The sequence below is a fragment of the Paraburkholderia sediminicola genome (assembly GCF_902859805.1).
Lineage (GTDB): Bacteria > Pseudomonadota > Gammaproteobacteria > Burkholderiales > Burkholderiaceae > Paraburkholderia > Paraburkholderia sediminicola.
This window is the reverse complement of sequence record NZ_CADIKC010000003.1, coordinates 595,295-618,178: the sequence shown is the minus strand read 5'-3', so window position 1 is coordinate 618,178 and position 22,884 is coordinate 595,295. Positions and strand designations below refer to the sequence as shown.

Sequence of the window (22,884 nt, the reverse complement as noted above, 5' to 3'; positions counted from 1 at the left end):
CGCGGTTTGCGTCTGCAATTGCTGCTGCGGTACGTTTCTGCGGTACGTTTCTACGGTACGTTTGCGGCATGTCCACGCAGTTCGCCCCCGCAGCCCGCTTCCGCAACCACACCCTACTTCGCCCGACCGAAGCCTTGCTTCAATGCATCACGCGGCCCACGCCCACGCCGCGCGGATCAGCCGCCGGCTCAGGCGTCGTCCCCTCAACGCGGATCATCTGCACGTCACCGTTAAACGACTGCCCTTCCAGCGTGTAACCCCTGGCTTTCAGCTGATCGGCCAACTCGCCCGTGATCGGATGATACGGCTCGAAATAGATCGTCTTCGGCGGCAGCAACTGATGATGGAACCGCATCGCGGCCAAAGCGTCGGCCGGCGCCATGTTGAAATCGTACAGGTTGGTCATGACCTGGAAGATCGACGTGAGGATTCGCGAGCCGCCAGGCGTGCCGATCACGAGCGAGACCTTGTTGTCCTTCAACAGAATGGTCGGCGTCATCGACGAAAGCGGCCGGCGTCCCGGCGCCACCGTATTCAGGTCGTCAGCCGTGGCGCCGGGCGTGCCGGCGGTTGCCGGTTTGGTGATGAAGTCGTCCATCGCGTCATTGAGCAGGAAGCCGCCGCCGTCCACCACCACGCCAGAACCGAAAGACCCGTTCAGCGTGTAGGTGTTCGACACAGCATTACCCCACTTGTCGACCACCGAAAAATGCGTGGTTTGCGCTTTCTCCGGCATCGCGTCGCCGAGGCCGCCTTTGACGGGCGTGGCGCCCGGCACTTCGTCGGGTTTCACTTCGTCGGCGCGTTGCGCGAGGTAGGCGTCGCTGGTCAGTTTGTCGACCGGCACCTTGTACGAATCGGGGTCGCCGATGTATTGCTGGCGGTCGGCGAACACGCGGTCTTCGATTTGCGCGATCAGATGGATATACGGTTCGGAGTTCAGCTCGAGGCCATCGAACGCCGGCTTCAGATCAGCCTTCATCTTCAGCATCTGGATCAGCCCGACACCGCCCGAACTCGGCGGCGGCGCGGTCACGATCTGGTAGCCGTTCCAGTCGGCGGTGAGCGGCTGGCGCCAGACAGCCTTGTATTGAATCAGGTCCTGCTTCGTGACCAGACCGTGGCCGTACATCTGCTGGGCGATCAGATCCGCGGTGCGGCCTTCGTAGAACTCACGCCCGCCGTCGCTGGCAATGCGCGAGAGGGTTTGCGCGAGTTCCGGCTGGCGATACATCACGCCCGCCTTCAGGTTCGAGAAGTAGGCCTCGAAATTGGTCTTGCCGGCGAAACTCTTCGCTGCCGCGTCGTGACGCTGCTGCAACCCCTGGTCGACCTGGAAGCCGTCGGTGGCGTAACGGATCGCGGGCGCCAGCACCTGCTTCCATTTCAGCTTGCCGAAGCGCTGCTGCGCTTCCCACATGCCCTCGACGGTGCCCGGCACGCCCACCGCGCGATGGCCGACGAGGCTCATACCCGGCACGAGGGTGCCTTTATCGTCGAGGTACATGTCGCGGGTCGCCTGTTGCGGCGCGCGCTCGCGGTAGTCGAGAAAATACGGCTTGCCGTCCATGAACACGGTCATGAACCCGCCACCGCCGATATTGCCCGCGTCCGGACACGTCACGGCCAGCGTGAAGGCGATCGCCACCGCGGCGTCCACCGCGTTGCCGCCGGCGGCGAAGATCTGCTGGGCGGTGTCGGCGCTGTAGCGATCCGGCACGGCCACCGCCGACGCATCCAGCACGGCCTTTGGCGGCGGCGTTTTCGCGAGCGCTGGGGCCGGCGCGATGAAGCTGCCGGCGAGCGTGGCGAACACGGCCGCAGCCGTCACGATCCGTGCGAAAGACAAAGAGGCGAAAGGCGCGCGAGGCGCGTCATGTGAGGGGATGGACATCCGAGAAACTCCGGGAACTAGGAGCGCCATGTTGCACGAACGGAAAACGTCCATGCCAGGGCGGCCCAATGGGTGAGGCGGCCTGCGCGCCCGGCAGCGCTGCGCTGGGCGCTACACGGCAGGGCGCAGGCAGCGCAATCCGAAACGGCTCGAGCGGGGCGCGGGTGTGCGGCGAGGCTGACTGGCTTGCGCCGCACGGGCGCAAAGCGGTGCCGGGAAAAAAATCCGTGGGCGAACATCATGTTGCCCGTGCGCGGCGCGTGGAGAGTGCGCCGCCCGCATCGTAAGTCGCCATGGACCACGCCAACAAAACGTTTTACCTCCTGTTACAGCACATTAAACGCAGCTTGCGGGATCTCGTCCTGCCCCCAAAAACCGCCCGAAACCGCTCAAACGTTGGCTGCGCGCCGCACTCGCCTGCCGCGAGCGAACGCGTCAGGTAGAATTGACGGATAAGTGGGCGCATTGCGCGTCCCCGACAGACTTTCACCTTCTCGCATGAATACCGAACGCAACGACGCGCCAGCGGCATCCAATTTCATCCGCAACATCATTGACGAAGACAACCGCACCGGCAAGTGGGAGCAGCGCGTCGAAACGCGCTTCCCGCCGGAGCCGAACGGCTACCTGCACATCGGTCACGCCAAGAGCATCTGCCTGAACTTCGGCGTGGCGCGCAGCTACGGCGGCGTGTGCCATCTGCGCTTCGACGATACGAATCCGGAAAAGGAAAGTGTCGAGTACGTCGACTCGATCATCGACTCGGTGCGCTGGCTCGGTTTCGAGTGGGAAAAAGGCGGCAAGGAACAGCTCTACTTCGCAAGCGACTACTACGACAAGCTGTACGAATTCGCCGAACTGCTGATCGAACGCGGCAAGGCGTATGTGGACAGCCAGTCGGCCGAAGAAATGCGCGCGAACCGCGGCTCGGCGTCCGAAGTCGGCACACCGTCGCGCTTCCGCGACCGTTCGGTGCAGGAAAACCTCGACCTGTTCCGCCGCATGAAAGCCGGCGAGTTCAAGGAAGGCGAGCACGTGCTGCGCGCGAAGATCGACATGTCGTCGCCGAACTTCAACATGCGCGACCCGGTCATCTACCGGATCCGCTTCGCACATCACTACCGCACCGGTGACACGTGGTGCGTGTACCCGATGTACGACTACACGCACTGCATTTCGGACGCGCTGGAAAACATCACGCATTCGCTGTGCACACTCGAATTCGAAGACCACCGTCCGCTGTACGACTGGATTCTGAACGAGCTGGCCGAAGCCGGAATCTTCACGCGCCCGCTGCCGCAACAAATCGAGTTTTCGCGCCTGAACCTGACCTACGCGATCACCAGCAAGCGCAAGCTGCTGCAACTGGTGACCGAAGGCCACGTCGAGGGCTGGGACGATCCGCGTATGCCGACCATCGTCGGTGTGCGCCGCCGGGGTTTCACGCCTGAAGCAATCCAGTTGTTCTGCGAGCGCATCGGCATCACCAAGGTCGATTCGTGGATCGACATGAGCGTGTTCGAAGGCGCGCTGCGCGACGATCTGGACGAGAAAGCGCCGCGCACTGCAGCCGTGCTCGATCCGGTCAAGCTGATCATCGACAACTTCCCTGAAGGCGTGACCGAGCCGTGCAACGCGCCGGTCCACCCGCATCATCCGGAAATGGGCGTGCGGGAGTTCCCGATTTCGCGCGAACTGTGGATCGAACGCGAGGACTACAACGAAACGCCGCCGAAGGGCTACTTCCGCCTGTTCCCGGGCAACAAGGTGCGCCTGCGCTACGGCTATGTGATCGAATGCATCGGCGCGGACAAGGACGAGAACGGCAACATCGTCGCAGTCCACTGCAACTACTTCCCGGACAGCAAATCGGGCACGGAAGGCGCGAACACCTATAAGGTCAAGGGCAACATTCACTGGGTCAGCGCGGCAGGCGCGGTCCCGGCCGAAGTGCGCATTTACGACCGTCTGTTCAAGGAACCGCAACCGGACGCCGGCGGCCGCGACTTCCTCGAAGCGCTGAATCCGGAGTCGAAGCGCGTGGTCAACGCCTACCTGGAACCGGGTGCGCGCGACGCGCTGCCGGAACAGCGCTATCAGTTCGAGCGCCACGGCTATTTCGTCGCCGACCGCGTCGATTCGAAACCGGGCAAACCCGTATTCAATCGCATCGTCAGCTTGCGCGACAGTTGGGGCAAGCCGGCGTAAGCTGGAGCCACTACGGCGCGAAGCGCATCTGACGTTGCCTGGCCGACGTCAAATACGGCGTGCATTTCGCGAGCGGGATGCACGCCGTTTTCGTTACATCATGTTCCATCGACAGTGACAGCGCGGCATTCGTGCAGGCGCGAGTCCGGGAGGCCCGATGAAAGTTGCAGCCCGTCGCGGGGTATGTGCATGGGACACAACACCCGGCGCAGGTCATACGCGTGCCGTTCATGTTAGGCGCATAACCCGCGCTGCACGCGTCGCGCGTAGCATGCGCCGCGCACTCGTGGCGATGGGCGCGTTCGGCGCGGCATCGCTCGCCTGCCCCGCTCATGCGGACGAACTCACCGGCACGCTGAAGAAAATCCACGACGACGGCGTGGTTGTACTCGGCGTGCGAGAAGCGTCGATTCCCTTCTCATACTTCGACGGCACGCGCACGGTCGGTTATTCGCAGACCATCGCGCTGCAGATCGTTGATGAAATCAAGAAAACGCTCGGGCTGCCGCAACTGAAGGTGCACGAAATCACCGTGACCTCGTCGAACCGCACGCCGATGTTGCTGAACAACCAGATCGATCTGGAATGCGGCTCGACCACGCATACGGTGGAACGCGAAAGCGTGGCCGCGTTCTCGAATAGCTTCTTCCAGTACGCGGTGCGCATGATCGCGCGCAAGAGCAGCGGCATTACGGATTTTTCGGACCTGGCCAGCAAGACGGTTGTGACAACCGCGGGCACCTCCGACGAGCGCCTGCTACGCCGCCTGAACACCGAGAAGCATCTGAACATGCGCATCACGAGCGCGCGTGACCATGCGGAAGCATTCACCGCGCTCAAGGATGACCGGGCCGTGGCCTTCGTGATGGACGAGCCGATCGTGTACGGCTTCAAATCGACCGACGCGCATCCCGAAGACTTCGTAGTAACGGGCACACCGCTCGGCTATGAGGTCTACGCCTGTATGTTCCGCAAGGGCGACGAGCCGCTGCGTACGCTCGTGAACGGGGTGATCGCACGCGGCCAGCTTGCCGGTGACGCCGAGCGTCTATACAACCAGTGGTTCACCCAGCCGATTCCGCCGCACGGCATCAATCTGAATTTTCCGTTGTCGGAACAGAACCGCACGCTATTCGCCCATCCGAACGACCGCGCGCTCGACTGAGCGCGTCGGCAGCTCGCGTGGCGGGTACGGGTATCCGCTGCTGCCGGCACCACAGGCCAAACACAACCCATTCACCGCTATAGCGTGCGATGCAGTTCCGCGAGTGAAAGCGTGGTCTGAAAAAGCCGAGTGAGACTGCGGCTCGCATACCGCTCGACTTCGTCCGGTGCGGTCCAGCGATATGCGTCCATTTCGGGAATCAGCGTGCCGTCAGAACGGCGCGGAAACAGCGACGTGCAGATGCAAGAAGACAGATCGAGTTCGTCGGCCGTTGCGCGCGCCGCGAACAGATGCAGATCCTTGTCGCGCCGGTAGACGAACAGTCCGAGATCCTTCAGGCGACCGGCTTCGATCACGATACCGGTCTCTTCGACCATCTCGCGCAACGCCGTGACGTGTGGCGCCTCACCCTCTTCGCCATGCCCTTTCGGAACGTCCCAGTGCGACGTTTCGGTGGCGTGCGCGAGCAGCACCCGGCCGTACGGGTCGAGCAGCACGACGCCGCACGAGACGACCCGCGCGCTCATCGACGCAACGCGCCGAAAGGACTCACGGCTTCAGGCTGCGCCGGCGGCAAGCCGGCGCGCGTTGTCATACCCACCCGCACGCTCAGTGCTTTTTCTGCAATTGCCAGTTGCCGCTGCCCTGTTTGCAGAACTGCGGACGCAGGTTCATGGACTGCCCTTTCGCATTCAGCACGACGCCGACGTCACGACAGGTGCGCTCACCATCTTTCGCGGTGCTGGCGATGCTGATGGTCGCGTCGATCTTCACGCTGTTGCCGGTGCCTTCATTGACCCAGCTCACGCTCTCGCCGTCCTGCTTGTCGTTCAAGGCCGTGAACACGGCGCTCTTGATCGAGTCGACGTCGCGTTGCTTCATGTAGCTGATCGGCGTGTCGTTCAGAAACCCGAGGTTCGCCGCTTGCGCACCGATGGCGCCGCCAAGCAGCAGGCCACCGACGGTCAGGTGAAACAGGGCACGGGGTCGCATCGACATGAAGGGTTCTCCTCGAAGAGTGGTTCGGCGGTCTCGAGTGCGCTCACGGCATCTCGTGATCTGGACCCCAAAAGCATAGCATGTCGCCCTCGAAGTGGCCGCCCGGATGCGGCCTCGCAACGACCCGCGGCGTCTAGCGGCTAGCTCCCTGCCATGGGGAACGAACTGGCGCGAAGATAGCTCAGACTTTTTAAGACGCGTCTCATATCTTCATCTGAAACGTCTTCTTAAGATAGCTCCATTGCGCTGTAGCGCCGACCAAGCTTCCAACGCCGCTTTATGGACATCTCGTTTGCTCTAGAAACCTTCACCGTCGCGCTCGCGCTCATTTGCGTCGCGCTGGTGCCGTTCGCCATCGGCCGCGATCCGGGTCTTGCGCGGCGCATCGTGCGAATGGACAGTCTCCCTCGCCCACGCTGGCCGAATCTGCTGACACGCGCCGGCATTGCATGCCTCCTCGTGTCGTTCGCGCTTCTGCTGGTCGGCTGCTATTACATCATTACCGGCGCAGGCTACTGACCACGCCCGCGGCGGCGCATGCCGCCCCAAACGGCCGCTCGCCCATCGCCCATCGCCCGGAGATCAATTCGCGGCTGCCTGAATTCCCGCTTGAATTCCCGCTTGAATTCCCGCTTGAATTCCCGCTTGAGTTCCCGCTTTATTTCCCACCTTATCTCCCGCCTTGTACCCATCCGTGAGCGTATTCAAAAACGCCACCACGTCCTTGATTTCAGCCTCGTCGAGCACCGGCTTGTCACCCGGCTTGCGATCGAACGGCGGCTCGGTATTCAGATTCGCCCAGTAACGCTGCGGCAGATCGTCGAACTTCTGCACTTTGCCCTTCACGACCGGATAGAACTTTTCCGGGTTCGTGTCGCGTTGCGCATAAAAACGCACGGCCTGATCCAGCGAGTGATAGATGCCGTTGTGGAAGAAACTCTTCTTCAACGCGACGTTGCGCAGCGTCGGCGTGCGGAAGATGCCGCAAAATTCGGCGCGACCCTTCAGGTCGGTACGCTCCGGCCCGCATGCGCCGAGGTCGTAGAAATGCGGATCGCGATTCACCGGCAGTGCGCGATTGCGCGGCACGCCGATCGCAATCAGACCGAAGTCGCTGAACTGCGGCGGCGCACCGTCCATAGTGCGCTGGCTGATGTGGCAACTCGCGCAATTGCCCTTCTTTTCGTCGTTGAAGACTTCCAGACCGTGTAGTTCGGCCTTGGTCAGTTGTGTTTTGCCGGCCAGATACGCGTCGTACTTGCTGGTGTACGGATAGAAAATTTCGGGCGCCTGCTCGAAGGTTTCCAGGGCTTGCAGCACGGCGTTGAAAGTGGCTTCGTCGCTATCGAAAATATGCGCGCCGAACGCCGTGCGGAAAGCTTCCGCATACGGCGCGGCCTTCACCGCCGCCGTGACCTTCGCCGGCGTGCTGCCCATTTCGAACGACGACAGCAGCGGAATACGCGCCTGATCCGAGCCACGGTCGACCCGCCCGTCCCACGTCAAGCCGCCGGTCGGCCCGGCATCCACGCTTTCGTCGCCTTCGTCGTCCGACTCGTGATAGTGCTCAGCGAACGCCGGCACCGATTGCAGGTACTTGAGCGTCGGCGCGGCGCGCATACCGGTGCGGTGCATGTCGTTGCCGCCCAGTTGGACCGACAGCGAATTCGCCGGCGAAAAACCGTGATCGGGGCTGTGGCACGACGCGCAGGCCAGCTTGCCCGAGCCGGATAGCGACGCGTCGAAGAACAGTTGCTTGCCAAGAGCCGTCATCTGCCGCACGGATTCGTAGACTTGCGCGCGGGTCTGACCGGCTTCATGGGCCGCCACCTTGACCGCAGAAGCCGCTGTAGGCGAAGACGCCGGCGACGCACTCGCCTGTGTCCCGACGCCCGCATTAGCGTTGGCGTTCGTATCCGCCCTGGCGCTCACTTGTCCGTTGCCGCTCCCATCCGACTTTGCGCCCGATGTCTGGGAGCCTGCGTCACACGCGGCCAGCGTCACGGTCATGGCCGCGAGCGCCGTCGCCAGCATCGCGCCAATGCCTGGCGTCCCCGCGCGCCGCCACGCCTGCGGCCGAACCGTCGTTTTCCGAATCCCCGCCAGACCAAGCCGCATATGAATGATGTGAGTTTGCGATATTGAAGTCCGCGAGCGTATTTCATCGACATGTCGTTTAAATGACATACAGCCGACGGAAATATCGAAACACAAGCTATTCGTAATTAGTTACATGTTTCTGTCAAATTCCTTGTTCAAACTTTCGCTCGCGGCCGCTCGTGTAAGCAATGCACGCGGCCCGTCCCCAACGCGAGAGAGAGAACACATACCAAATGAACAAGAAACTGATCTGCGCGGCGCCTATCGCGATCGCGGCAGCGTTGAGTCTGTATGCGTGCGGCGGCGACAATGTCACGGCGCCACCGGACATCACGTCGATCAAGACGGTCGTGGTGATCTACGCGGAGAATCGCAGCTTCGACAATCTGTACGGCAACTTCCCCGGCGCCAACGGTCTGCAGAACGTGACGGCGGCGAGCGCCACACAGATGGACCGCAACGGCACGGCGCTCGCCACGCTGCCGCAAGTGTGGAACGGCCTGACGCAAACCGGCGTGACGCCGGTCGTGACGCAGGCAATGACGGCCAACCTGCCGAACAGCCCGTTCGCCATCGACGATCCGAATGGTTTCAACACGCCGATCACGGCCACGACGCGCGATCTGTATCACCGTTTCTATGAAAACCAGATGCAGATCAATGGCGGCAAGAACGACAAGTTCGCCGCGTGGGCGGATTCCGGCGGCCTCGTCATGGGTCACTACACGCTCAACGCCGACAAGCTGCCGCTGTGGAAGATCGCCCAGCAATACACGCTGGCCGACAACTTCTTCATGGGCGCGTTCGGCGGCTCGTTCCTGAATCACCAGTGGCTGATCTGCTCGTGCACGCCGACCTATCCGAATGCGGACAAGAGCCCGGCAGCCGCCTCGATCTCGTCGGTGGAAAGCGACGGCGTCACGCTGAAGCTTGCGACCAACTCACCGGCCTCGGCGCTGAGCGGCCCGCCGAAATTCGTGCTCTCGGGCAACCTGACGCCTGACTTCTACGCGATCAACACGATGCAGCCGCCGTATCAGCCGAGCGGCAACAAGGCGGCTTCCGGCGGCGACGCCAACCTGGCCGACCCGAGTGCGGCCACCACGTTGCCGGCGCAAACGCAGCAGCACATCGGCGATCTGCTGAACAATGCGAAGGTGTCGTGGGCGTGGTACGGCGGCGCGTGGGGTGCGGCGGTGTCGGCGGCGCAAACCGGCACGGCGAATGTGATCTACGGCGCGAACCTGACGGCGCCGAACTTCCAGCCACATCACCAGCCGTTCAACTACTTCGCCGATCTCGCACCGGGCTCCGCGAACCGTTCGCAGCATTTGCTCGACGGCGGTCTGGCAGGCTCCGAGTTCATCAAGGCGATCGACGCCGGCACGCTGCCGCAAGTGTCGTTCTACAAGCCGCAGGGCAACCTGAACGAGCACGCGGGTTACACCGACGTTGCCTCGGGCGATCAGCACATCGCCGACGTGATCTCGCATCTGCAGAAAAGCCCGCAGTGGAACAACATGCTGGTGGTCGTGACATACGACGAAAACGGCGGCTTCTGGGACCACGTCGCGCCGCCGAAGGCCGATCGTTGGGGCCCGGGCACGCGGATTCCTGCGCTGATCATTTCGCCGTACGCGAAGAAGGGTTTCGTCGATCACACGCAGTACGACACGACGTCGATCCTGCGTTTCATCACGCGCCGTTACTCGCTGCCGACGCTGCCAGGCATCGCCACGCGTGATGCCGCGTTGGTCAGCAACGGCAGCAAGCCGATGGGCGACCTGACTGCCGCGCTGAACATCAGGCAGTAATCCGTTAGCAACGGCCCGCCTGACGGTGGGAGTTTGACGGGGCAGCTTCGGCTGCCCTTTTTTGTTTTCGTCGCGGACCACCCCACGGCGCATGCAACTCGTCATCGACGCAAACAGCGACGCAAACAGCGACACAACGCGTTTGCATGACCGGCGTATGCTTCGACGCAGGACTCGATCATTCCCGCCGATGGCGGCTCGAAACCCATAGCAACGTGTTGCAGGCTTGCCCACCTATTCAGGAGCTCGACAGCATGACGGAAAAAATCATCAAGGTACCCGGTCCCGATCATCCGATTACGATCGAGCCGGACAAAGCCCACGTGGTGGTGACGGTGGCCGGCCGCGTGATCGCGGACACGCGTAATGCGCTGGTGCTGCGCGAGGCGGCGTATCCACCGGTGTATTACATCCCGCGAAATGACGTCGAGATGACACTGCTGGAACGTACCGATCACGCGACGTATTGCCCATACAAAGGCGATTGCGCGTACTACAGCATTCCGCTTGGCGGCGAGCGTGCAGTGAATGCAGTCTGGACCTACGAATCGCCCTATGCGCCCGTGAAGGAGATCGCACAGCATCTGGCGTTCTATCCGAACCGGGTCGATTCCATCGACGTGCAGCCGGCGGAGTAAACGGCCACGCGCGCATCGCAGCGGTAAGGCTTCGATGCGCGGCGCAAGGCTTTTGAAGTACGGCAGGAGGGACTCGAACCCCCCACCCTCGGCTTAGAAGGCCGATGCTCTATCCAGCTGAGCTACTGCCGTATTGACGTGAGGCGATGCAAACACAAACGTGACAACCTGCATCGCCCGCAATGAGAACCCGTAACGGGCATTGGAACCTGTGCTGTATGACGGCCACAGGGTTCATGGGATACCGAAATTCTAACTGACCGTGCGGGGGACTGTGGAAATCCGGTCCGGCACACGGCAAGCCTGATCGGCAATCACCAGACAGCGTCACAAAACAAACGGGCCCGACGCGTTGAGCCGGGCCCGGATTATAACCGATCGCTTCTTGCCCGCCAGTCGCACGCCAGCATCTGGCGGGCTGCGCGGGCATTTCGAGCGCAATCAGACCGGCTGCGGATGCAGCATGAACCAGCCGAGGAACACGATCCCCGCGATCACGCAGTAGACGCCGAACGAAGCCAGACGCCCGCGGCCTTCGAAATAACGCATCAGGAAACGCACGCTGAGATACGCGGCGATTGCGGTCAGCACGCCGCCGAGCAAGGCATCGGCGAGCTGGTCAGGCGCGTGGAACAGTTTCGGCAATTCGAGCACGCCGGCCGCGAAGATGATCGGCGTGCCAAGCAGGAACGAAAACTCGGCGGCCTTCTCGGTCGTCAGGCCGGCCGCGTTACCGGCGATCATTGTCAGACCGCTGCGCGAGAAGCCCGGAATCAGTGCGCCGATCTGCGCGAGGCCGACGAAAAACGCCTGGCGGAAGGTCAGCTTCTCCGGTGCCTGATGCGCGCGCGAACGTTGCAGGCGATCGCCGAACCACAGCAGCACGCCATTCACGATCAGCGCGAACGCGACAATGCGCAGGTCGTGAAAAATCAGCTCGAGACGTTTCTCAAGAATCAGCCCAACGAGGCCCGCCGGAATCGTGCCGATGATGAGCGCCCACATCATGTGCGCGTCGTCGTTGCGACGACCGCCGAACGAAGCGAAGAAGCCACGCACCAGTGCGCACCAGCGCTTGCGGAAGTACCACAGCAGCGCGAACGCGGTACCGAGGTGCAACGCGACGAGGAATGGCAGCAGCTGCGGCGCGTGCTTGTCGATATGCATGCCGAACAGGCCAGGCACGAGCAGGGTGTGGCCAAGGCTGCTGACCGGAAACAGTTCGGTGACGCCTTGCAGCACGCTCAGGAAAATCAGAAACGACAGGTTCACGCGGCGGTCCTTGTAAGGAAAATGTCGGGGAACAGCGCGCCGCACAAGGAAATCGACGGCGCGTCAAAAGCGCACCGATTATGCCTGGCTGCAAAGTCAGCGCCAAGCGTTTGAACCGCATTCGGGGAAATATTGATGCGCTGCGTCACAACTGGAAACCGTTGTTACGTCGCAGCAAAAGAAACAGAGCGCCGCCGGTGGCCGCCCTGTGATCATGAGAAATTCAATGTACTGATGCGCGAAACTTGTGCCGGGCCCGCCGTACCAGGCCCGTCATACCAGGCCCGCATTGACGGCCCCGGCAGAAAGCGAAGCAGACGACTGGATCAGCGCTCGAGCTTGTAGAAAAAGTAGACCGTGCTTGCCGCGAACATGCCGAACAGCGCCACACCCATTGCCATTGCGAGATCCATAAAGCCTCCAGAGCCGATCTCGCCCGGTCGTTGATTGACCGGGCAGTGCGTGGATTATCGACAAGGATAGTGCTTCCCGGCCACCCGCAATTTCCCCAGAAGGGTTTCCCCGTAGCGTAAAGCAGCGCAAAATCGTTGCTTCGCGAGCCGTTATGCGGGGCCGTTCGAACGCTCACAACCCGCATTCGAGCCGCGCTCAACTCACGTTTGTCGTGTTTGTCGCGTTTGAACCGTACCCAACCTTTTATCAACCAGCCCATCGACCATGCCCCTCTCCCCGCAACAGGACATTCTCGAGATCGCCCAGGACGCCTCCGTGCTCCGCTTCTCGCCGCAAGCCGGCGGCCGTCTTTTGTCGTGGATCATCGACGGCGAAGAGGTGATTCATTGGCCAGAGAACGCCGACTGGAGCCAGCCTGCCAGGATTCGCGGCGGCAACCCGCTGCTGTTTCCGTTTCTGGGCCGGCATCGCGTCGACGGCAAGATCGGTTTCTGGCGTGACGCACAAGGCACGGTGCGCGAATTGCCGATGCATGGTTTCGCGCGCGACCTGCCCTTCGAAGCCCACGCCGACGTAAACGGCGCCGATTTGCGCATGACGCTCGCCGACAGCGACGCCACACGCGGCGGCTACCCGTTCGGCTTCCGTTTCGAAGCGACGTACCGGCTCGTTGATACGCATACGCTGGAAGTCACGCTAAGCACCACCAATACTGGCGACACGCGTCTGCCCTACTACGCCGGCCATCACTTCTATTTCACGCTGCCGCACACGCAGCGCGCCGAGACCTCGCTGGAGCTGCCGCCCACCGAACGGTGCTACCAGCAGAGCGACGGCTCGATCAGCGCGACCGAGCCGGGCGCGGCGCGCTACACACTCGACGAGGCGCGCATTCTCGACCGCTTCCATTGCCTCGTCGGTGTGCCGGACCAACCCGTGCGAGTCGTCGCGCCCGGACTGAACCGGGTCATCACGATCGATCTGCAACGGCCGGACTCGGTGCCCTGGTACGCGGTAACCACATGGACCGAAGCCGCTGAGTCAGACTTTTACTGCGTCGAGCCGTGGCTGGGTTTGCCGGACGCGATCCACAACGGCCAGGGACTGCGCTGGCTCGAACCGGGACAAACCGAGACAGCCGCATTGCGCATCAACGTCAGCAAGCTGCGCTGATTGCGCTGATAGCAGGTTTTCCACTCATCGCGACGTGACGGGTTACGCGACTTTTTCGCCGCGTAACCGCCGCGTTCCCGGCGCGCGCGCCCGGCTCTGTATCCGTTTTTCGGATGCTGCAGCGCAAAACCGTTAGAATCGGACGCTTTGCATCTACCTGCCGCGTGATCGGGATCGGCGCGTGGCAGCGCTTTGCGAGGTCCAATGCTTAACACAACAAGAATGATGAAACGGCTCGCCTGCGCGTCGTTGCTGGCGGTGCTTGCCGCCTGCGGGTCCGCTCCGGTGGGGCCAGGCTTTTACCGCGTCGAACGGGGCGATACGCTATCGAAGATCGCGCGCAGCAATCGGCAACCGGTGCAAAACATCGTGCGCTGGAACAACCTGACCAACCCGGACAGCATCGAGGTCGGACAGGTGCTGCGTGTCGCGCCGCCGGGCAATGTGGCGTCCACGGGCGGCGCTGCGGGTGGTTCAACGCGTAGCAGCGGTGCAGGAAGCGCGAGCGCTTCGACGGCGCCCCGGCCGGCGCCAGCCGATAGCGCACCGTCGTCGGCACCGGCTTCGGCGATCTCGCTGATATGGCCGGCTGACGGCACGGTGATCCGGCGCTTCGACGGTTCCAATTCGAAGGGCATCGATATTTCGGCGGCGGCGGGCACCCCGGTGGTTGCCGCGGCGTCCGGCACGGTGGTCTATGCGGGTAACGGCTTGCGCGGTTACGGCAACCTGCTGATCCTCAAACACAACGCCGACTATCTGACGGCCTATGCGCACAACCGCGTGCTGCTGGTGAAGGAAGGCCAGTCGGTCGCCCGAGGTGAGAAGATCGCCGAAATGGGCGACACCGACACCGACCGTGTCATGCTGCACTTCGAACTGCGCTATCAGGGCCGCTCGATCGACCCGTCGCGGGCATTGCCGGCGCGCTAGCCGCCCGGCTTCAGGCACGCGCCCTGCAACAGCAGTCGAGGGAACCGCGCGTGCTATAAAACGCCCAATCCTATGCATGACGCGGCTTCGCGCCGCGTCTTCCTCTGTTATCTGTAAGGAACCTGCAATGAAGAGCGCACTTGCGTCCTTAACAACAGCCGCGGCGATCGGCCTCGGCCTGCTGACGCTCGGCAGCCTCGGCGGCTGTTCCAGCACCACCACCATGACTTACCTGCCAAGCGGCGATACGGGCTTTGCGATCAACTGCAGCGGCAGTGACGCGAGCTCCAGTTGGGCCGAGTGCTACAAACGCGCGGGCGAAGTCTGCGGCAACTACGGCTACGACGTCGTTTCGAAGGACGTCGACAACGGCGCGACCTCAGGTGGCTCGGTCGGCGGAATTTTCGGTGCGAACGTCAAGAACCGGTCGATGGTGGTTCGCTGCAAGCAGTAGAAGCAAACTGGCGACGCTATAACGTAGGCGCAGGGCCGCTCGAGATGGCGACGGCGCCAGCGGCCGGAGCGCGGATCGACGCGCACGGCGAACGCGAATAGCGCGCCGAGCGCAAGCGGCCAGATGCCAAGAAAAATAATCAACCAGGTCATAGTCATCGAAAGGCAAACGTAATTTTCAATGATCCATACTGTGTGTGAATCCGCAGTGACTCCGGATTGATTCGGCAATCAGCGGGCGAAAAAAAAGCCCGGCACGAGGCCGGGCTAACGGGGGTTCGGCGCATATCGGCAAAGGACCGGTTCACCATGCGCCAGAAGGAAATCTAACAACCCCCTTTTACAAGCGCAATCTATTAATTGCATGGGCAATGTGACGCGGCGTACGGAGTCCGCATTACGTGAAGAGAAAATGTCGGAAATAAACGAGATAAATAGCCTCGCCTGCTCCGTATGAAACCTCATAAAAGCGGCAAGTCAAAGTCGCGTGCGCGGTTCGGCAGGCCTTATAAATCAAGCACCTACCCGCACACCACCAGAAAAGCCTGATGAAAGCCCATTGGTCGATTCCCGCCAGCCCCACCCAGCATGATCCGGACGCTTTATGTATTGCGAACCTTTAGTGCGCCAACGCACCATACAGATGCATTAGCGATTATCGAGCGGTACGAATAAGCAATCGCGTTTCTTCATAACAAATTCGCGAATGGCGAATATATTAAAAATATTCAAATCCGCTGACAAATTGCGAACCTGAAAATCGACCGCTGTTATTGAACCAATAGATTAGATGATAAGCACAGGCCTTGATTCGTTCAAGCTGGTCGAATGGCTAAAATCGGCCAGCTTGCAGCGCAATCACATGACTCGCAGACCGAGCTCGGTCACGAGCACCGCCGCCTGCTGATGCGAAATCGTCGCGCCCTTGAACAACGCCGCATCGACGAGCCGCACGCCGCTCAGATCCGCCTCGCGCAGGTCCGCGCCGTCAAAGCGCGCGCCTTTCAGATGAGCATCCTTCAGACTGCCGCCGTCGAAGATCGCCTCGCGGAAATCGACGCCGGCCAGATCGGCGTCCGAGAAATCGAGTTGCTGAAGCGTAGCCTTGCGAAACGACAGGCCGCGCAAATGCGCGCCCACCAGCAAGGTCTCGACGAAGCTCAGGCCGAGCGCCGTACAGGCTTCGAAATTGGCGCCCGTCAGCTTGCAGCTATGGAACGACGCCGAGGCAAGTTTGGCACGCCGCCAGCTCGTGTTATTCAGATCGCTCGACTGGAACGCCGCATCGACCAGATCGGCCGATGCGAAATCCGCCTGGCGGCCACGGCAACGAATCCAGCGCGTGTGCGACAACGTCGCGCCAAAGAACGACGTCTCGACGATCGTGCAGCGATGAAACTCAGCGCCGCGCAGATCGAGTCGCGACAGATCGGCGCCTTCGAAATCGCAGTCGGTGAAATGAAGCGGCTCTCTATTGCCGGCCAGGCTCGTAGCAACGAAGCGCTCCACGTCGGTGCGCGTGAGCGTGGCATCGGCCACCACGTGAGCTTGCGCGCCCGCAGCGCGCGTCGTTGAATCCAGTGACATGAAGGTTCAGAATGAATTGTGCCGAAAGACCTCAAGCGTACCGGAACGCGCGCCGCCCTGGCGATCCGCGCCGATGGTTTATAGTAACGGCCCCGTCAGAACCCGCTCACGATGACTTCCAACGACGCCACTCATAGCCCGCTGTACGCCAAGCTGCTCGCCGAAACCGCCAAAATCGGCTGGGCCGAACTCGAACGCTTTTTTGCGCGCGGCATGCTGCTGCGCGTCGCGCGCGACATCGATCTGGTGAGCGTCGCCGAAGCAATCGCCAGCGACGACACCACGCAGGTCACGCAATGGTTGTCTTCGGGCCTCGTCGAACGCGTGCAGGCGGAAACCGCCGCCGATTTCGCCGCGCGCGATCCCGATCTGTGGGCAGTGGTCGTCTCGCCATGGGTGTGCGTGCAGGAACGTAATTGAGCGACCCTGCGCACGCCCCGAACGAAATCCCCTCGGGAAACGGCGCGAGCGCGACGGCTCCCGCCGTCCCCGTGCACTGGCACCGCCGGGTGCTGACGCTGGCGTTTCCAATCGTCCTCGCCAATCTCACCCAGCCGATTCTCGGCGCAGTCGACACCGCCGTCGCCGGTCATCTGGACGGTGCGTCCTATCTCGGCGGCGTCGCGCTCGGCGGCCTGTTCTTCAACTTCGTGTTCTGGGGCTTCGGCTTCCTGCGCATGGGCACCACGGGCCTCGTCGCGCAAGCGCACGGCGCGGGGAATCAGGCTGAACTGCGCAACAACGTCGTACGCGCGCTATTGCTCGCGGCGGCGATCGGCGCGGCGGTGCTGATGCTGCAAGCGCCGTTGATCGATTACGCATTGCGCGTGATCGGCGGCAGCGATGCGGTGCAGCGCCACGCGCAGATCTACTGTCACGCGCGCATCTGGGCCGCGCCGCTCGCGCTCGGCAACTACGTTGTGCTCGGCTGGCTGCTCGGTACGCAGCAGGTGCGGCTCGCGTTGCTCTCGCAAGTGTTCATCAACAGCGTGAACATCGCGGCGGTGCTGTTGTACGTGTACGTATTCGATTGGGGCGTGGCCGGCATCGGCGCGGCCACGGCCACCGCCGACGCGCTCGGCTTCGTGCTCGGCGCCGCGTTGTTGTGGCACGGCCGGCCGCGCGGTTTGCCTGCGCTAAACCGCGCCGCCCTCTTCGACGCTGCCGCCCTCAAGCGTCTCGTGGTGTTGAATCGCGATATCTTCGTGCGCACGCTCTGCCTGCTGTCGTCGTTCGGCTGGTTCGCGCATCTCGGCGCGAAGCAAGGCGACGCCACGCTCGCCGCCAACGCGCTGCTGCTCAATTTTCAGACCTTCATGGCATACGGCCTCGACGGCTTCGCGCACGCGGCCGAAGCGCTGGTCGGCGCCGCGATCGGCGCGCGCGACCGGCACGCTTTCGCGCAGGCCATCAAGGTAACGGCGCTATGGTCCGCGCTCGGTGCGCTGGGCTTCTCGCTGGTGTACTGGGGCGCGGGTTCATGGATCATCGAAGGTCTGACCAATCAGGCCGTTGTGCGCGCCACAGCCGAGACTTATCTGCCGTGGGCCGCGCTCTTGCCGGTGATCTCTGTGTGGGGGTTTTTGCTCGACGGCGTGTTCATCGGCGCCACTCGCACGCATGAGCTGATGACGTCGATGGTGGTCTCGTTCGCGGTCTTCGTGGCGGCCTCATGGGCATTGCTGGCGCTGTATGGCAATCACGGTTTGTGGGCCGCGATGCTTATCTTTATGGCCGCGCGCGGCGTCACGCTCGCGCGCTTTTTGCCGGGTGTCCTGCGAGGCATGGCGGTGGCGGCGGTCTGAACGGACAACGCAGCACAAGCCGTACACGCCGCACATGGTTACGGCTTGAAACAAGCGCACACATATCACGCGTGCACCGCGCCCTAGAATAACTGCAGCCCGCGCCGTCCGCGCGAATTCTCTGCGCGGGTCAGAAGCGCCGGCGTGCCCGCGCCGGTGCTTCGCTTTCGTTCACTGCAAGCGCTCAGGGCGCGGGCGCCATGACGGGCGGACGGTCGTCGGTAGGCACGCCGTGATAGTCGACGGGATCTTTTGGCGGCGGGCCGCCATGGTGGCCGGAAGGATCGTTGGCACAGCCGGCGAGCCCGGCAGCCAGCATCAAGACAATCAACAAAACACGGTTCATAGACTCTCGAAACAGAATGACAATAACGGCAACGAAGCGCCGAGAGTCTACCTGCAATTCGCATTCGACGATGTCGCGGCAGGCCGCATCCCCATGCCCCCTGCCATTTTGTTACGCGTGTCCTACTATAGAGGCACAGCTTGCGTGTCATAGGAGACTGCCATGGACGCTGAATCGATCGCAGGTCTGATCGGACTTGCAATAGGCCTGCTCGTGCTGCTCGCCCTGTCGATTTTCGAATCGAGAACCTACCGGCGCGAACACGACGGCGAAGGCATGCTGCATCACTGGGTCACGCACCAGCACATGCCGCACTGGATGCGTCGCCGGCATTGAACGGACAAACCGGCGCGCCACACTGACACCTTTTTTCACCCCGACGCAATTCGTGATTGACTCTGGCACCCAATGCCACGTAGAATCTCGGATTCGTCGGAGCGTAGCGCAGCCTGGTAGCGCATCTGATTTGGGATCAGAGGGTCGAAGGTTCGAATCCTTTCGCTCCGACCACGAAAAGCAATACGAAACCCGCGTAGCCTTCGGCTTCGCGGGTTTTTGCTTTTTGGGCGCGAGAGGCTCACGCGAACTGATGTGACCGTTCGGCACGCGTCACCGCCTTGCGCCCCCACAAGCTCGCATGCGAGAGTGATTGAAAACCCGGCGCTGTTAACCACGCCGCAACCAGAGTCAAGGAGACACACATGAATCTGATCCTCTGGCGTCACGCCGAAGCCGAAGATTTCGCCGCCAGCGATCTCGCCCGCGCGCTCACCACGCGGGGCCGCAAACAGGCGCAAAACGTCGCCAAATGGCTGCGCACCCGCCTGCCCGACGACGCAGTGGTCCTCGCGAGTCCTGCGGTGCGCACCATCCAGACGGCGGAAACCTTGAGCGACCAATATCGCGTGGTGCGCGAACTCGCGCCTAACGCCAGCGCCGACGACGTGCTCGAGGCCGCCGGCTGGTCAAAAGGCATAGCACCGACCGTCGTGATCGTGGGCCATCAACCGACTCTCGGCCACGTCGCAGCGCGTTTGCTCGGCAACAGCGGAGCAAGTTGGCCGCTAAAGAAAGCCGGCCTGTGGTGGATCGAAAGCCGTGAGCGCGACGGCGACGACCAGGCCGTGCTGCGCGCAGCGATGAGCCCCGATCTGATCTGATCTGAGCGACGGGCTGAACTGATCAGATCGCGCAACCTCGTCGTCGAAGCGGCCCAGTTGCGCTCGCCAGCCCCAAGGGTCGCGCGGAAACAACACATGACCGGCCCGGCCCACGACATTACAAGCCGCGCGCACGCAGCTTACGGGCAGTCATCCAATCGTCACGGCTTTGCCATGCGAGCGTCACCAGGCGTTACTACATTGGCGAAAAAAGAAATCTCCCTTTTTTCGACCAGGACGCCACATGCGAGAACTGCCGACGCCCACCCTGCCCCTGGCTTCGATCTTCGAAACGCGCCGCCTGCCGCGCGCCGAAGAGACAGTCACCGCCCAGCATCGCCTGCAAGTGACGTGGGCACGCACCGACGAGCAACTGCGCGAGGCCCAGCGTCTGCGCTACCGTGTATTCGCCGATGAAATGGGCGCCCGTCTGACGGGTCCGGCCGGCCTCGACGTCGATGTGTTCGACTCATACTGCGATCACCTGCTGGTGCGCGATCTCGACACGCTGAAGGTGGTCGGCACCTATCGCGCGCTGCCGCCGCACCAGGCCGCCCGCATCGGCCGCCTGTATGCCGAAAGCGAATTCGACGTGTCACGTCTTACGCACCTGCGCGCGAAGATGGTCGAAGTGGGCCGCTCATGCGTGCACCCCGACTATCGCAGCGGCTCGGTGATCATGTCGTTGTGGGCAGGCCTCGCCGCATACATGAAGCACAACGGCTACGAGACGATGCTCGGCTGCGCGAGCGTCGCGATGGTCGACGGTGGCCACTACGCAGCGAATCTTTACTGCTCGATGCGCGACAACGCAATGACGGCGCCGGAATATCGCGCGTTCCCGCACACGCCGCTGCCTGTGGAAGAATTGCAAACCGGCGCCGACGTCGCGCCGCCGCCGCTGGTGAAGGGCTATCTGCGCCTTGGCGCGAAAATTTGCGGCGCACCGGCCTGGGATCCTGACTTCAACACGGCCGACTTTCTGACGCTGTTGCGTCTGACGGATATCAACGCGCGTTATGCGCGGCACTTCCTCGGCGACGCAACGCCGCGCTGAATCGAACTGAGCAGCACACGCGAGCCGCCCGGCAGATTCAGCCGGCGGCTGAGCGACTGAAAACTGACGCGCATAAAAAAAGCCCGGCTAATCCGCCGGGCTTTTTCATTTGCCGCGCATGATTCTCAATCGTCCGTGTAAACCACGCGATAGGGAATGCCAACCTTCTCCCACTCCGCGGCTTCCTGGATCAGGCTGTAATCCGTCAGCGGATTGTTAGCCACCCACTCGTTCGGCAAACGCACTTCGTAACCGCCATTGACCTGCGCGACCGCGATACCCGGCAAGCCGACATCTGCACGCCGGCGGCACAGCAGCGCCGCGAGCCGCAGGCAGAACAGCAGCGGCCATTCCACTTCGCGCGTTTGCGACAGCTTGCCAAGTTTCCCCGCGTGGCCAAGCACGAGCGCAGCGAGCCGCGCCTGATCGGTGCGCGAAAAACCCGGCATGTCGGCGTTGCTGGCGATATAGGCGGAATGCTTGTGATAGGCGCTGTGCGAAATCGACAGGCCGATTTCGTGCAAGGCTGCTGCCCAGCCGAGGAACATGCGGTTCTCGGCGCGGCGCTCTTCGTCCGGTTCGGCAAACTGATCGTAAAAGCGCACCGCGAGCTCACCGATACGCCCGGCCTGCGCGCGGTCCACACCGTAACGGCGCATGAAGCCTTCCACCGTCACCGTGCGCATGTCCTCGTGCTGCGAACGGCCCAGCAAGTCGTACAGCACGCCGAGGCGCAGTGCGCCGTCTGTCGTATCGACGTAATCGACGCCGAGTTCGTCGAACACCGCGATCATGATCGACAGGCCGCCGGCCAGCACCGGAATGCGATCGCCCTTCAACGCGACCAACTTCAGACGATTGACGTTTTCCGCCTTGATCAGCGCACGCTTGAGGCGCTCCAGCCCACCGCGCGAGATGCCGTGCGTGACGCCCGGGTCGTTGAAGCCATTGGCCTCGACCAGTTCAGCGAGCGCCCGCGCGGTGCCGGACGATCCAATCGCCTGCTCCCAGCCGGTTTTCTTGTATTCGGCGGAGATGATCTGAATTTCACGGCTCGCGGCAAGTTCGGCCTGGCGCATCGTGTATTCGTCGACATTGCCCGCCGGAAAGAATGCACGGCTGTGGCTCACACAGCCGATATACAGGCTCTCCATCTTGATCGGCGTGTAGTGCGACCCGATGATGAATTCCGTCGAGCCTCCGCCGATATCCACCACGAGACGCTTGCCCGCGCTCGCGGGCACGGAGTGTGCAGCCCCTGCATAAATCAGGCGCGCTTCTTCACGCCCGGCAATCACTTCGATCGGAAAACCCAGCGCGGCTTGCGCCTCGCCGAGAAACTCGCCCGCGTTCTTGGCGATGCGCAGCGTATTCGTAGCGACGGCGCGAACATGATCGGGATGAAAGTCGCGCAAGCGCTCGCCGAAGCGCTTGAGCGCGTCCCAGCCGCGCACTTGCGAGGCGCGGTCGAGCATCTTGTCGCGTGACAGGCCGGCCGCAAGGCGCACCGGCTCGCGCAAGGCGTCGACCTGATAGATCTGGCTGCCTGCGTCGGTTTCCTCGACCCGGCCCACGATCAGCCGGAAGCTGTTCGAGCCGAGATCGACGGCAGCGAGAAGTTGTGGAGTTGTGACCATCGAGTAAGCGGACTCCATGCGCGCGAGCGCGGCGGCGGTGGATGCGAAAGGTGCCGGATGTCCACCGGATGCCTTGGGCGCCTTGTGGCCGGCCGCGCTGTTCAAAGACGCCATTCTAAGCGTACCGGACCTCACGATGTCGCCTCGCAGTAATGGGGGTGCCCTATGGTCCCACATGCACTGCGTCATAATTACGACACGCAACGAATACGGCGTAGAATTTATAACT

Annotated in this window: 21 protein-coding genes and 2 tRNA genes; 14 read left to right on the top strand and 9 right to left on the bottom strand. The window is 62.4% G+C overall.

Translation table 11 applies throughout. The features are described 5' to 3' along the window. Window positions 1-139: 139 nt before the first annotated feature. Window positions 140-1,894: a gamma-glutamyltransferase gene (ggt, locus tag R8871_RS15255; RefSeq protein ID WP_175051182.1), complete on the bottom strand. Its 1,755-nt coding sequence runs from the start codon at window positions 1,892-1,894 to the stop codon at window positions 140-142. A 498-nt stretch (window positions 1,895-2,392) separates the two neighbouring features. Here ggt and R8871_RS15250 point away from each other — a divergent pair, with 498 nt between their 5' ends. Continuing rightward, complete coding sequence (locus tag R8871_RS15250) at window positions 2,393-4,102, top strand: glutamine--tRNA ligase/YqeY domain fusion protein (protein WP_175051181.1); 1,710 nt, start codon at window positions 2,393-2,395, stop codon at window positions 4,100-4,102. Between the two features lie 271 nt (window positions 4,103-4,373). Further along, window positions 4,374-5,267 carry a transporter substrate-binding domain-containing protein gene (locus R8871_RS15245; RefSeq protein ID WP_175051180.1) on the top strand — a complete coding sequence of 298 codons (894 nt, stop codon included), beginning with the start codon at window positions 4,374-4,376 and terminating at the stop codon, window positions 5,265-5,267. Between the two features lie 77 nt (window positions 5,268-5,344). On the opposite strand, the gene R8871_RS15240 is transcribed toward R8871_RS15245, so the two are convergent. Together R8871_RS15240 and R8871_RS15235 are read right to left on the bottom strand one after the other, a co-directional pair. Continuing rightward, a complete protein-coding gene (locus R8871_RS15240) occupies window positions 5,345-5,794 on the bottom strand; it encodes an NUDIX hydrolase (protein WP_175051179.1) in 450 nt (149 codons plus the stop codon). 82 nt (window positions 5,795-5,876) lie between these two features. Then, window positions 5,877-6,266, bottom strand: a complete 390-nt coding sequence (locus R8871_RS15235; RefSeq protein WP_175051178.1) for an RT0821/Lpp0805 family surface protein — start codon at window positions 6,264-6,266, stop codon at window positions 5,877-5,879. Window positions 6,267-6,545: 279 nt separating this feature from the next. Between R8871_RS15235 and R8871_RS15230 the strand changes: the two genes are divergently transcribed. Continuing rightward, window positions 6,546-6,785, top strand: coding sequence for a hypothetical protein (locus R8871_RS15230; protein WP_175051177.1), 240 nt, complete (start codon window positions 6,546-6,548; stop codon window positions 6,783-6,785). 63 nt (window positions 6,786-6,848) lie between these two features. Here R8871_RS15230 and R8871_RS15225 read toward each other — a convergent pair whose 3' ends face one another. After that, entirely contained in the window at window positions 6,849-8,384 is a 1,536-nt protein-coding gene (locus tag R8871_RS15225) for a cytochrome-c peroxidase (protein ID WP_175051176.1), read from the bottom strand. A 215-nt stretch (window positions 8,385-8,599) separates the two neighbouring features. Here R8871_RS15225 and R8871_RS15220 point away from each other — a divergent pair, with 215 nt between their 5' ends. Both R8871_RS15220 and R8871_RS15215 read left to right on the top strand, forming a co-directional pair. After that, the gene (locus tag R8871_RS15220; protein WP_175051175.1) at window positions 8,600-10,180 is read left to right on the top strand and encodes an acid phosphatase; all 1,581 of its coding nucleotides are present in this window, start codon (window positions 8,600-8,602) and stop codon (window positions 10,178-10,180) included. Window positions 10,181-10,434: 254 nt separating this feature from the next. Continuing rightward, window positions 10,435-10,818: a DUF427 domain-containing protein gene (locus tag R8871_RS15215; RefSeq protein WP_093640291.1), complete on the top strand. Its 384-nt coding sequence runs from the start codon at window positions 10,435-10,437 to the stop codon at window positions 10,816-10,818. Window positions 10,819-10,876: 58 nt separating this feature from the next. Here R8871_RS15215 and R8871_RS15210 read toward each other — a convergent pair. Then, window positions 10,877-10,950 (bottom strand) — tRNA-Arg (locus tag R8871_RS15210). A 309-nt stretch (window positions 10,951-11,259) separates the two neighbouring features. After that, window positions 11,260-12,090, bottom strand: coding sequence for an undecaprenyl-diphosphate phosphatase (locus R8871_RS15205; RefSeq protein ID WP_175051174.1), 831 nt, complete (start codon window positions 12,088-12,090; stop codon window positions 11,260-11,262). A 678-nt stretch (window positions 12,091-12,768) separates the two neighbouring features. On the opposite strand from R8871_RS15205, the gene R8871_RS15200 reads away from it, so the two are divergent. From R8871_RS15200 to R8871_RS15190, 3 genes are all read left to right on the top strand, one after another. Then, the gene (locus R8871_RS15200) at window positions 12,769-13,677 is read left to right on the top strand and encodes an aldose epimerase family protein (protein ID WP_175051173.1); all 909 of its coding nucleotides are present in this window, start codon (window positions 12,769-12,771) and stop codon (window positions 13,675-13,677) included. A 204-nt stretch (window positions 13,678-13,881) separates the two neighbouring features. After that, window positions 13,882-14,610 (top strand): peptidoglycan DD-metalloendopeptidase family protein, encoded by a 729-nt coding sequence (locus tag R8871_RS15195; RefSeq protein WP_175051172.1) that lies wholly within the window; start codon window positions 13,882-13,884, stop codon window positions 14,608-14,610. A gap of 127 nt (window positions 14,611-14,737) precedes the next feature. Next, complete coding sequence (locus tag R8871_RS15190) at window positions 14,738-15,064, top strand: hypothetical protein (protein WP_093640302.1); 327 nt, start codon at window positions 14,738-14,740, stop codon at window positions 15,062-15,064. 857 nt (window positions 15,065-15,921) lie between these two features. On the opposite strand, the gene R8871_RS15185 is transcribed toward R8871_RS15190, so the two are convergent. Next, window positions 15,922-16,650 carry a pentapeptide repeat-containing protein gene (locus R8871_RS15185; protein ID WP_175051171.1) on the bottom strand — a complete coding sequence of 243 codons (729 nt, stop codon included), beginning with the start codon at window positions 16,648-16,650 and terminating at the stop codon, window positions 15,922-15,924. A gap of 111 nt (window positions 16,651-16,761) precedes the next feature. On the opposite strand from R8871_RS15185, the gene R8871_RS15180 reads away from it, so the two are divergent. Both R8871_RS15180 and R8871_RS15175 read left to right on the top strand, forming a co-directional pair. Beyond that, window positions 16,762-17,070: a DUF2288 domain-containing protein gene (locus tag R8871_RS15180; protein WP_175051170.1), complete on the top strand. Its 309-nt coding sequence runs from the start codon at window positions 16,762-16,764 to the stop codon at window positions 17,068-17,070. Beyond that, window positions 17,067-18,455, top strand: a complete 1,389-nt coding sequence (locus R8871_RS15175) for an MATE family efflux transporter (protein ID WP_407673160.1) — start codon at window positions 17,067-17,069, stop codon at window positions 18,453-18,455. Before R8871_RS15180 ends, R8871_RS15175 begins: the two co-directional genes overlap by 4 nt. A 184-nt stretch (window positions 18,456-18,639) precedes the next feature. Here R8871_RS15175 and R8871_RS15170 read toward each other — a convergent pair whose 3' ends face one another. Next, window positions 18,640-18,801, bottom strand: a complete 162-nt coding sequence (locus R8871_RS15170; RefSeq protein WP_166618273.1) for a hypothetical protein — start codon at window positions 18,799-18,801, stop codon at window positions 18,640-18,642. 162 nt (window positions 18,802-18,963) lie between these two features. On the opposite strand from R8871_RS15170, the gene R8871_RS15165 reads away from it, so the two are divergent. From R8871_RS15165 to R8871_RS15150, 4 genes are all read left to right on the top strand, one after another. Then, entirely contained in the window at window positions 18,964-19,137 is a 174-nt protein-coding gene (locus R8871_RS15165) for a hypothetical protein (RefSeq protein WP_175051169.1), read from the top strand. 97 nt (window positions 19,138-19,234) lie between these two features. Beyond that, a tRNA-Pro gene (locus tag R8871_RS15160) sits at window positions 19,235-19,311 on the top strand. A 191-nt stretch (window positions 19,312-19,502) separates the two neighbouring features. Beyond that, on the top strand, window positions 19,503-19,961 hold the full coding sequence (sixA, locus tag R8871_RS15155; protein WP_054036280.1) for a phosphohistidine phosphatase SixA: 459 nt from the start codon (window positions 19,503-19,505) through the stop codon (window positions 19,959-19,961). A 244-nt stretch (window positions 19,962-20,205) separates the two neighbouring features. Next, entirely contained in the window at window positions 20,206-21,018 is an 813-nt protein-coding gene (locus R8871_RS15150; protein ID WP_175051168.1) for a GNAT family N-acetyltransferase, read from the top strand. Between the two features lie 125 nt (window positions 21,019-21,143). On the opposite strand, the gene ppx is transcribed toward R8871_RS15150, so the two are convergent. Further along, window positions 21,144-22,769, bottom strand: a complete 1,626-nt coding sequence (gene ppx, locus R8871_RS15145; RefSeq protein ID WP_093640350.1) for an exopolyphosphatase — start codon at window positions 22,767-22,769, stop codon at window positions 21,144-21,146. Window positions 22,770-22,884: the final 115 nt, after the last annotated feature.